The sequence below is a fragment of the Klenkia sp. PcliD-1-E genome (assembly GCF_024124375.1).
Taxonomy (GTDB): Bacteria; Actinomycetota; Actinomycetes; order Mycobacteriales; family Geodermatophilaceae; genus Klenkia.
This window is the reverse complement of the sequence record NZ_JAMXRZ010000134.1, coordinates 1-10,222: the sequence shown is the minus strand read 5'-3', so window position 1 is coordinate 10,222 and position 10,222 is coordinate 1. Positions and strand designations below refer to the sequence as shown.

Genomic DNA, 10,222 nt, shown 5'->3' with positions numbered 1-10,222 from the left:
CCGCTCGACCGGCGCCGGGCGGCGCTGCTCCCGGGGCACCACGCGGGCGACCAGCGCGTGCGCGGCCCGGGCGACGGTCTCGCGGTCGTAGGTCAGCGCGAACTCGAAGGTGCGCTCCATGTCCGGGCCGGTGTCGCCGAGGTCGCGGGCCAGCAGCGCGGCGCTGAAGTGCGGGCCGATGACCGCGACGTCCCACTCGCCGCGCACCTCGTCGGCCGCGGACAGCTCGGCGCCGCGGACGCCGGCCACCGGCTCGGTCGACAGCCCGTCACCCAGCGCGCAGACGAAGCCCGTGCGCTCGGCCAGACCGCGGTAGCGCGCCACGGTGGAGGGCGTGAAGTGCCGCGCCTCCTGGAACGTGGAGGCCACCACGGCGGTCTCGCCCAGCCGGAGCGCGTGCCGCTCCAGCTGCTTGGACAGCTCGATGAGCAACCGCTTGGGGGAGCGGCGCAGCACGGTGCCCGGCGGCAGGCAGCCGAACGGGGAGACCTCGGTGCCCGGCGGGTCCAGCGGTGCCGGCGGCAGGAGCAGCTCCGCGACGGGGAGGTGCCCGGCCGGGCCCGGCTGCGGCCGCCCGAACATCCAGCCCTGCCCCAGCGTGGCGCCCAGGGCGAGGGCCTGCACCAGGTGCGCGTCGGTCTCGATGCCCTCGGCCAGCACCACCGCGCCGGTGCGCTCGGCGTAGGCGTTGACCGCGTTCATCACCTCGGCCACCTCGGGGCCGGGGCGGTCCTGCACCAGGCGCAGGTCGAGCTTGACCACGTCGGGGCGCAGCAGCGGCATGAAGGCCAGCGACATCGCGTCCGCGCCGACGTCGTCCAGTGCCAGGCCCCAGCCGATCTCGCGGATGCGCTGCACGGTCTGCAGCAGCTCGGCCGGCCGGGCCGCGATCGTCCGCTCGGTGATCTCCACGACCACCCGAAGCTGGGAGGGAGCGGCGTCCGCGATGGCCAGCAGGTCGGCCAGCGGGGCCGAGTCCAGCACCTCGGGCTCGACGTTGACGAACACCGTCAGCGGGGCGAGCAGCCCCTGCTCGACCGCGCCGCGGAAGGCCGCGGTCCGGCAGGCGGCGTCCAGCTCGGCGAGCCGACCGGCCTCCCGGGCGGCCGCGAACAGCTCGACCGGGGACCGCAGCGGCCCCTCCGGCCCGCGGGCCAGCGCCTCGTACGCGACCACCGCACCGCTGTCGAGGTCGACGATCGGCTGGAACACGCTGGTCACGGCCTCGGCGGCGAGGACGTCGTGGAGTGCGCTCTGCAGAACTTGAGGGTTGTTCACGGTGCCCCGTTCGCGTCATGGCCGTCCGGTCTTGGGCGCATTGCCTCTTCAGGTGTGATCGGTGTTCGGGGCGCCCTCGTTGACATTTTGCAAGCTGGGTCCCTCGGGATGGTGACTGCCACGTAGTAGCTCCGAACGGCCTGGACCCGGCTCAGCTGCCCCTCCTTTTGTCGGACAGGCCCCGCGCCTCGACCGAGGTTCACAAACCCCCCGTATGCGGTCCTACGAAATGCGATCCAGAAAGTCGGTCTGGAACATCAGGCGTAGTTGTGGTGGGCGAGGGCGTGGTGTGGGTCGGTGCCGTGGGCGGCGGGGCTGACGTGGACGGTGGCGTCGATGAGCTTGGGGACGTCGTGGAGCAGGCGGTGGTGGACGTCGACGGCGATGTCGTGGCCTTGGGTGACGGTGAGGTGGGCGTCGACGGTGACGGCGGCTTCGGCGCGGATGCGGTGGCCGGTCCAGCGGACGCGGAGTCGTTCGACGTCCAGGACGCCGGGGGCGGTGCGGATGCTGGCTTCGGCGGCGTCGAGGACGTCGGGTTCGACGGCGTCCATCAGGCGGCGGTAGACGTCGCGGGCGGCGCCCTTGAGGACGATGAGGATGGCGGCGGTGATGACCAGGCCGATGAGGGGGTCGGCGAGGGGGAAGCCGGCGGCGACGCCGATGGCGCCGATGACGACGGCGAGTGAGGTGAGGCCGTCGGTGCGGGCGTGCAGGCCGTCGGCGACGAGGGCGGCGGAGCCGATGCGGCGGCCGACTCGGATGCGGTAGAGGGCGACGAGTTCGTTGCCGGCGGCGCCGATGAGGCCGGCGGCGATGACGACGCCGACGTTGGTGATGGGCTGGGGGTCGATGAGTCGGCGGATGGATTCCCAGCCGGCCAGGACGGCGGACAGGGCGATCATGGCGACGATGAAGATGCCGGCGAGGTCCTCGGCGCGGTCGTAGCCGTAGGTGTAGCGCCGGGAGGCTGCCCGCCGTCCCAGGATGAAGGCGATCCACAACGGGACGGCGGTGAGGGCGTCGGAGAAGTTGTGCACGGTGTCGGCGAGCAGGGCGACCGAGCCGGTGAGCCAAACGACGACGGCTTGGGCGAGGGCGGTCAGCAGGAGTACGACCAGGCTGATCTTCAGCGCGCGGATGCCTTCGGCGCTGGCATCCAGGGCGGAGTCGACGGAGTCGGCGGAGTCGTGGCTGTGCGGCTTGACCAGGCCGAGGAGAAAGCCGCGGATGCCCGCCGGGTGGTCGTGCCCGTGGGGGTGCTCGTGGTCGTGCCCGTGGTGGTGATGACCTGCCGCCTGCGTCTCGTGCGCGTGGGTGGGGTCACCGCGCCCCGGGCCAGGGTTGCGGTACTCGCTGGGTGTGGTCATCGGGGGGCACCGCCCTCGGCGGCCGCCAGCGGGTGGACATCGGCGTCGGGGCGGTGGTGGTCGGGGGTGGCCGACACCAGGTGGTCGGCGTTGTGCACTGCGTCGGTGATCAGCTGGGTGATGTGGTCGTTCTCCAGCCGGTAGAACACCTGCGTGCCCCCGCGGCGGGTGTGCACCAAGCGGGTCATGCGCAGTTTGGCCAGGTGCTGGGACACCGACCCCGGTGTCTTACCGACCCGGGCGGCCAGGTCGTTGACCGACAGCTCCTGCCCGATGAGCGCCCACAGCAGCTGGATGCGAGTCGCGTCCGACAGCATCCGGAACGTCTCCACCGCCAGGTCGACCTGGTCGGCCGGCAGGACCGGACGACCCTCTGCACTATCCGCACGCATACGCGGATAGTAGGACAGGGTGCGCTGTCGGTGCTCAAGACACTGGGTATCTGTGCGCTCCTCGGGCTTGCTGTCGGTCTGGTCGGCATGCCGGTGGGCTGAGGTGGGGCATCCAAAAACCCCCGTTTGTGGCACGGCACCGGTTTGACTGTCCGTCCGGCGCAGAACCGCAGGTCGGTCAAGATAGACCAGGACCGAAACCCGTTCCGGAATGCACGTCCCAAAAACCCCTGCCGCCCCGTCTTTTGAATCGACACTTCGGCTAGCGTCGGCGACATGACGGTCGTCGGGTACGCGCGGGTGTCCACCCTGGAGCAAGACCCGGCCCTCCAGCACGACGCACTCACCGCCGCCGGGGCGGCGAAGGTATTCACCGACTTCGCCTCCGGCGGGACAGCCCAACGGCCGCAGCTCACCGCCTGCCTGGACTACCTACGCGCCGGGGACACCCTGGCCGTCTGGCGCATCGACCGCCTCGGCAGGTCGGTCGAGGACCTCACCCGCATCGTCAACGACCTTGCCGACCGCGGCATTCAATTCCGGTCGACCACCGAGGCCATCGACACCACCACCGTCGGCGGCGAGCTGGTCTTCCATGTCTTCGCCGCCGTCGCCCAGATGGAACGCCGGCTCATCCGGGAACGCACAATGGCCGGCCTCGCCGCTGCTCGAGCCCGCGGTCGCAAGGGCGGCCGCCCCAGCGTCATGACCGACCAGCGACGGGCGGCCGCCGCAGCGATGCGCGCCCAAGGGCTGACGCTGAACGAGATTGCCGCTTCTTTGGGGGTCGGTCGCTCCTCCGTCGTCCGCGCACTCGTCAAGCCCCACAGTTCCGAGAGACCGGCCGCACCGTCATCCTCCCGTTGATCAATTTGATTGCGCCAAACGGTTCGCCCGCTCGGAGAGGATTTAAATGCCCATCGCTTGGGCCAAGCTCACCCAACCTAATTTCGACCGCCTCGTCGAGGCGTACCTGACTCGCGACCTGTCACCCCGCGGACGCGTAGTCGTTCTCGACGGGCGGGGTGGTGACGGCGGTATCGATGTCGATTTCATCGAATCTGACGGAACTCGCACTATTTTTCAGCTCAAGTGTTTCCCCGAGGGATTCTCGGGTGGGTTCCGAACACGGCGATCGCAGATAACAAAATCGTTTAACGCTGCCATGAAAGAGAACCCAGCGAATTGGGTGCTTGTGGTGCCCTCCAAGATGACCAGGCACGAGCATCGCTTCATACGGGAGCTCCCCGCAGCCCACAAAGCGCCTGTTCAGGTGGAGGTCGACTATATCGATCAGCCGCGACTGGACTCCGGCTTTGCCGAATACCCGGACCTCGTCGGCTACTTTTATCGGCAAGACGTGGAAGACGCGGCCAGGTTGTGGAACCAGGAGAGAGCCGCATTGACGGACGGCATATCCGATCTGCGGGCCCGACTGCGAGGGCTTGGGGCGCTAACCGACAGTCTGGACCCTTACTGGGCGGTTGACTTCTCCTACGTAAACGGCGCAGTCGTGCACACCCTTCGGGCGAAAACAATAGACGCGCCCGCCCGAAGCCCTATCAACATCCGCTTCCGCGCATCCTTCAGCGACAACCAGATCATACTTCGCGATAAGTTCGTGCAGGCAGTTGAGTACGGTCCGGTCGAAACCATCAGCCTCCCCGCGTCTGCTGTCGACCAATTTCGAGTGACCGGTCCTGAATGGATTGCCGAGGAACGGGAAGGCGGGGTCCAGATGGAGTGGATCCCGATCCCTTCGAACGCGGTTGGGGAGCCGTTGGAGATCCGCACCCTGAATGACCAGGGGGATGTGTGTGCATCCTTCCGTGGAGAGGTCACGGTGCTTACAGGTGGAAGCGTCGGACAAACACTGGCCGGGACCTTCGCCCACGGCGCCATGATTGTCACGTTCCTCCTACCGGAAGATGCGTCTCGCCCCGGAACGCTCAACTTCACCTTGCCCTCGACCGAGGTGATGCCCGGGGATCTCATACGGGCTCTTTCGCTGCGTCGCGGACTACTCGAAGAGCCGGCTGCTGAGGTCCTTCTCGACGGACACCGTATCGGTTTGCTGACCTTCAGCGATCGCCCCCAACCTGACGCAGACGAAGTCGAGCACTTCGCAATCCTCCACGAAATCGCTACCGATCTGCAGGTGGTGCAGCGGCATTGCGATATGGAGTTCCCGATCCCGGCCGAATTGACGACGCTTGACAGGATCTATCTGCGATGTATCCGGTTGCTGCTGGAAGGCAAGTGTGTCGTCATCCCTCAGGCCCAACGTATGACAGTCACACTGACCGGCGAGGACAGTCCCGAACTGCGCGCAACCACCGGCGTTGACCCCACCGCGCTGCTGCTCACCCAAGAACCGTTCCGGGTCACGCTGTTCGAACAGGAGCTGCGGCTAGGCACTGTGCACATCTTCAGCACCAGGGTGGTGTGCGTGAACGCCAAGGAGATCCACGCGGCACTCGACGCACGCCAGGGTGCGGGGATTGAAGCCACCCTCGAGGCCAAAGATGGGCGGCACTTCCGCTTCTACAAGCCGGACCTCTGGCCCGACGGGAACGCACCCCTCGTTCTCTCTCCTTGGTCGCTGACCGGGATCGAGGAACCCGTCGATGTCGGGGATGAGCACGGCGCTGCGATTGGCCTCGACGACCTCGGTCGCCCCCGGGCGCTCACCTAGCCCTAGCGCCAACAACAAGCGCTGTCCGCGACTGCGGGACTTCGGGTCAGGTCGTCACTCCCGTGGGGGTGACATAGCGGGCTTCGGGTGGGGTGCGCTGCCGCAGGGGTACGCCTAACCGGGCGTGACCTGCGCGTTTGTGTGCAAGTGGTCGCTGGATCGGCGTTGACGACTGCTCCCCGGGCCGGCGTCTTGGCGCCCGCCGCGTGCCACTCGTCTCCTGGCCGCACCGACGATTGCGCAGGCCGTGGAGGCAATAGCGGGCTGGATGTCGTGCCATTCGCGTGCCAGTAGCGACGGCGAAGGAGGGTCTCCAGAGGTGAACAGAGGTTACCTCCGCAACGTCCTGAACAGCGGTAATTCGATTTCACGCAGCTGGGCAGAGCAACTTCAGCAGTCTTGAAAACTGCTAGGGGTTCACGCTCCTCGAGGGTTCGAATCCCTCGCCCTCCGCTCGGTCGACCAGCGGCACCAGCACGTCCCCCACCAGCGAGTCCACCTCGGAAGCCTCCACCGAGGGGCGGTCGAGCAGCAGGCGCTGCAGCCAGAGGCCGAGGACGACCCGGGCCAGCTGGTCGGCCGTCGCCGGCCCGACGTCGCCGCTCCGGTCGGCGTGGGCCCGCAGGACGTCGTCCACCGCGGCGCACAGCGGGTCGACGAGGCGGGCGCGGATCGCGGCGCGCAGGACCTCGTCGTGCTGGGCGGCGCCCCACACCGCACCCAGGAACCGCCCGGCCCGGTCCAGCGGCTGGGTGAGCGGGGCGAGCAGTGCCCGCAGGTCACCGTCCAGCGTCCCGGTCGGCGGGAACGGGGGCACCGGCTCGCACGACAGGGCCACCCGCCACACCAGGTCCTCCACCGAGCGCCAGCGGCGGTACACCGCCGACCGGCCGGCGCCGGTGCGGGCGATCAGCTCGTCGACCGTCAGCGCGGCCAGGCCGCGGTCCACCACGACGTCGAGCGCGGCGTCGACGAGCCGGCGGGTCAGCTGCGCGTCCCGCGGGCGACCGCGGGTCGCCGAGCCGGCAGGGCGCGCCGGGGAGGCCGGGAGGGTGTCGAGCAACGCGGTCACGGCTGTCTCCTGCCTGGGCGTGGGTGCGACTCGTGGCACCGGTCCGGTCATCGGCAGATCGGGCGCACGGCCACCCGGGACCTTCGTCCCCTTCTGCCCGGACCGGGCCCTCCGACCCTGGTCCCGGGCCCGCCGCCCGGTCGACGGTGGTCGCCCGGCGACCAGGAGGAGGGCCGGTGGACATCGCGGGAGGCTCCTCGGCGGAGTTCGAGGGCTGGGTCATCTGCGGGGTGTCCGGCTCGGCGTCGAGCCGGGCCGCGCTGCGCTGGGCGCTGCGCGAGGCGCAGGACCGGGACGCCCCGCTCATGGCGGTCCGGGTCTGGCCCGGCGGCGGCGCGCGCACCCGGGCACGCGCCGAGCGGGACCTGGTCGAGCTGGTGGTCGGGGCCGTGCGCGCGACCGGGGTGCACGGACGCACCTGGGTGCGGCTGGTCGAGGGGGACCCGCGGGCGGTGCTGGCCGCGCTCGGGGACAGCGCCGACCTGCTCGTCCTGGGATCCCACCGGCCGGGTGCGCTCACCGGCTGAACCGCGGGGTGGGCCGCCCCCACGGGGGAGAGGACGACCCACGGGACGACGGTAGGGCGAGGTCGGCCCGTTGCGTGGACCTCGCCGCGGATTCGGGACCTTGGTCCCGGGTCGGCCCCGCACGACCTGGGGAGGACGGACGGCGGCCACGGTGCCGCCCCCCTTCGGGTGGGTGGGCGGCTGTCCTGGCACGTGGGGACCTTGGTCCCACCGCCCGGCGCGCTGCTTCCGTCTGCCCGCGCCGCCTGGTTGGCTGCGGCCGTGCACGAGGAGCGGCCGACGGTCACGGTGTTCCTGGTCGACGACCACGAGGTCGTCCGCCGGGGGGTGGCCGACGTCCTGTCCGGCGCCCCGGACCTGCTGGTGGTGGGCGAGGCCGGCAGCGTGGCCGAGGCGCTGCGGTTGGGCCCGGAACTGCGGCCCGACGTCGCCGTGGTCGACCTGCGGCTCCCCGACGGAGACGGCGTCCAGGTCGCCCGGGAGCTGCGCGCCGCCGTCCCGGGACTGGCGGTGCTGCTGCTGACCAGCTACAGCGACGACGAGGCCCTGCTGGAGGCGGTGCGGGCCGGTGCGGCGGGCTACCTGCTCAAGCAGGTGATCGGCCAGGACCTCGTGGCCGCCGTGCGCGCGGCCGGCGCGGGGCGTTCCCTGATGGACCCCCGGGCGGTGGCGGCGGCCCGCGAGCGGCTGGCCGAGCGGCCCCGGGCCGGGGACGTGCTGGCCGTCCTCACCGACCAGGAGCGCGTGGTGGTCGAGCTGATCGGCGAGGGGCTGACGAACCGGCAGATCGGGCAGCGCATGTTCCTGGCGGAGAAGACGGTGAAGAACCACGTGTCGCACCTGCTGGCCAAGCTGGGGCTCGAGCGCCGCACCCAGGTCGCGGTGCTGGCCACCCGGCTGCGGCCCCCGGGCGGGAGCTGACCCGGCTCAGGGGAGCAGGGGGACCCGCCACCGCAGCCGGGTGCCCCCGTCGTGCCGGGCCCGGACCAGCAGGTGCCCGCCGTGCCCGGCGGCGCGCTCCTCCAGGTTCCGCAGCCCGCTCCGCGCGCCCTCCAGCTGCGGCCCGACGCCGTCGTCGACGACCTCGACGACGAGGTGGTCGGCGGCCACGTCGACCGTGGTCTCCAGGGTCGTGCCCCGGGAGTGCCGGGCGGCGTTGCTGGCGGCCTCCCGCACGACGGCGAGCACGTCGGCGGCCAACGACCCGGTGACCCGGGTGTCCACGGGGCCGGACGTGCGCAGGGTCGACCGCAGCGTGCCGCTGCTCTCGGCCAGGACGTCGAGCAGCCGGCGGCGCAGCCCCGCGTCGACCGGGGTGCCCAGGTCGAAGATGGTGCTCCGGATGTCGCGGACGGTGCCGTCGAGCTGGTCGAGCACGGCGGCGAGCCGGTCCCGGTCCGCGTCGGCGAGCCTGGGCAGCAGGGTCTGCAGGCTGAGCCCGGCGGCGAACAGGCGCTGGATGACCACGTCGTGCAGGTCGCGGGCGATCCGGTCGCGGTCGGCGTAGACGTCCAGCTCCCGGGCCACCCGCTGCCGGGCCGCGGTGTCCAGCGCCAGGGCGGTCTGGTCGGCGAAGGAGCTGACCAGACCGGCCAGACCGGGGTCGTAGGGCGATGCCCCGCGGGTGCGGGCGGCCACCAGGACGGTGCCGGCCCGGGGCCCGGTGGCCAGCGGGGTGGCCAGCACCGGTCCCCACGCCACCTCCGACACCGGGCCCTCGAAGTGCACGTCGGACAGGTCGAGGGTGAACACGTGCGGGCCCGAGCGGGTGAGCGCGGCGACCACCGGTGAGGTCTCGGGCGTCAGCGGGACGCCGGTGATGTCGTCCAGGCCGGCGCCGCTCTGCGCCTGCGAGGTCCACCGCGCGCCGTCGTCCATCGGGGCGAGCAGGAACGCGGCGTCCGAGGCGGTCAGCGACCGGACCTGCTCGGTGATCAGCCGCAGCACGTCCTCCGGTGCCGCCCCGCCGAGCAGGGAGGCGCGCACGTCGGCCACGGCGGTGGCCCAGCGCTGCCGCTCCTGCTCCGCGGCGAACCGCCGGGCGTTCTCCACCGCGATGCCGGCCGCCCCCGCCAGGGCGCTGACCAGGGCCTCGTCGGCGGCGGTGAAGTCCCCGTCGCGCTTCTCGGTCAGGTAGAGGTTGCCGTAGACCTCGCCGCGGACGACGACGGGGACGCCGAGGAACGAGCGCATCGGGGGGTGGTGCGGCGGGAAGCCGACCGAGGCCGGGTGCGCGGACAGGTCGGCGGTGCGCAGCGGCGCCGGGTCGGTGATGAGCTGGCCCAGCACGCCGCGGCCGGCCGGCAGCGCCCCCATCCGCGCGGCCTGCTCGGCGTCGATGCCGACGTGCACGAACCGGGAGAGCCCGCCGTGGCCGACCACGCCGAGGGCGCCGTACCGGGCGCCGACCAGGTCGACGGCGACGGCCACCACGCGGTGCAGCGTCGCGTCCAGGTCCAGGCCGCTGTGCACGCTGAGGTAGGCGTCCAGCAGGTCCTGCACCCGCTGCTGGGTGCGCACCACGGTGCCCAGCCGGTCCTGCACCTCGGCGACCAGGTCGGTCAGGTCCATCGCCGCCAACGGGTCCGCCACCACGTCGCCCCCTCCGCTCCGGCCCGCATCCTCCCCCGGACGGGGGAGGAATCCCACCGTCCACCCGGGACCTAGGTCCCGGAAGTGCGCAACCGGGTTGACCCGGGTCCACCTGGGTCGATGTGGTGAAGAACCCCACGTGGCCGACCGACTGCACGGAGTGACCTTGCCCCCGCCTCGACCCGCGCCGGCCCCGGTGCCGCGCCGACCCGCGACCGCGGTGCCGGTGGCGGCCGCGGTGCTGGTCACGGCGCTGGGCGTCCTGCTCGGCGCCGGCGTGGGCCCCGGCGCCGTCC

At 71.5% G+C, this 10,222-nt stretch carries 9 protein-coding genes; 4 read left to right on the top strand and 5 right to left on the bottom strand.

Annotated elements, in window-relative coordinates; translation table 11 throughout:
- The 3 genes from NH342_RS19685 to NH342_RS19675 all read right to left on the bottom strand — a co-directional run.
- Positions 1 to 1,278, bottom strand: a 1,278-nt coding sequence (locus NH342_RS19685; RefSeq protein WP_253017493.1) for an EAL domain-containing protein, incomplete at its 3' end; no start/stop codon positions are given.
- 257 nt (positions 1,279 to 1,535) lie between these two features.
- Complete coding sequence (locus NH342_RS19680; RefSeq protein ID WP_253017491.1) at positions 1,536 to 2,648, bottom strand: cation diffusion facilitator family transporter; 1,113 nt, start codon at positions 2,646 to 2,648, stop codon at positions 1,536 to 1,538.
- Complete coding sequence (locus NH342_RS19675; RefSeq protein WP_305884958.1) at positions 2,645 to 3,040, bottom strand: metalloregulator ArsR/SmtB family transcription factor; 396 nt, start codon at positions 3,038 to 3,040, stop codon at positions 2,645 to 2,647. The genes NH342_RS19680 and NH342_RS19675 overlap by 4 nt, the downstream gene beginning before the upstream one ends.
- A gap of 276 nt (positions 3,041 to 3,316) precedes the next feature.
- On the opposite strand from NH342_RS19675, the gene NH342_RS19670 reads away from it, so the two are divergent.
- Positions 3,317 to 3,907: a recombinase family protein gene (locus NH342_RS19670; protein ID WP_253017489.1), complete on the top strand. Its 591-nt coding sequence runs from the start codon at positions 3,317 to 3,319 to the stop codon at positions 3,905 to 3,907.
- Between the two features lie 46 nt (positions 3,908 to 3,953).
- The gene (locus NH342_RS19665) at positions 3,954 to 5,735 is read left to right on the top strand and encodes a hypothetical protein (protein WP_253017487.1); all 1,782 of its coding nucleotides are present in this window, start codon (positions 3,954 to 3,956) and stop codon (positions 5,733 to 5,735) included.
- A 409-nt stretch (positions 5,736 to 6,144) separates the two neighbouring features.
- Here the strand turns inward: NH342_RS19665 and NH342_RS19660 are convergent, their stop codons facing one another.
- Positions 6,145 to 6,807, bottom strand: coding sequence for a TetR/AcrR family transcriptional regulator (locus NH342_RS19660; protein ID WP_253017485.1), 663 nt, complete (start codon positions 6,805 to 6,807; stop codon positions 6,145 to 6,147).
- A 176-nt stretch (positions 6,808 to 6,983) separates the two neighbouring features.
- Here NH342_RS19660 and NH342_RS19655 point away from each other — a divergent pair, with 176 nt between their 5' ends.
- On the top strand, positions 6,984 to 7,334 hold the full coding sequence (locus NH342_RS19655) for a universal stress protein (RefSeq protein ID WP_253017483.1): 351 nt from the start codon (positions 6,984 to 6,986) through the stop codon (positions 7,332 to 7,334).
- 261 nt (positions 7,335 to 7,595) lie between these two features.
- Positions 7,596 to 8,255 (top strand): response regulator transcription factor, encoded by a 660-nt coding sequence (locus NH342_RS19650; protein ID WP_253017481.1) that lies wholly within the window; start codon positions 7,596 to 7,598, stop codon positions 8,253 to 8,255.
- Positions 8,256 to 8,261: 6 nt separating this feature from the next.
- Here the strand turns inward: NH342_RS19650 and NH342_RS19645 are convergent, their stop codons facing one another.
- Positions 8,262 to 9,926 carry a GAF domain-containing protein gene (locus NH342_RS19645; protein WP_253017479.1) on the bottom strand — a complete coding sequence of 555 codons (1,665 nt, stop codon included), beginning with the start codon at positions 9,924 to 9,926 and terminating at the stop codon, positions 8,262 to 8,264.
- Positions 9,927 to 10,222: the final 296 nt, after the last annotated feature.

Excerpts from the sequence above, each read along its gene's own strand:
- NH342_RS19670 (WP_253017489.1), top strand. The coding sequence starts at position 3,317 with ATGACGGTCGTCGGGTACGCGCGGGTGTCCACCCTGGAGCAAGACCCG.
- NH342_RS19680 (WP_253017491.1), bottom strand. The coding sequence starts at position 2,648 with ATGACCACACCCAGCGAGTACCGCAACCCTGGCCCGGGGCGCGGTGAC.
- NH342_RS19665 (WP_253017487.1), top strand. The coding sequence starts at position 3,954 with ATGCCCATCGCTTGGGCCAAGCTCACCCAACCTAATTTCGACCGCCTC.
- NH342_RS19675 (WP_305884958.1), bottom strand. The coding sequence starts at position 3,040 with ATGCGTGCGGATAGTGCAGAGGGTCGTCCGGTCCTGCCGGCCGACCAG.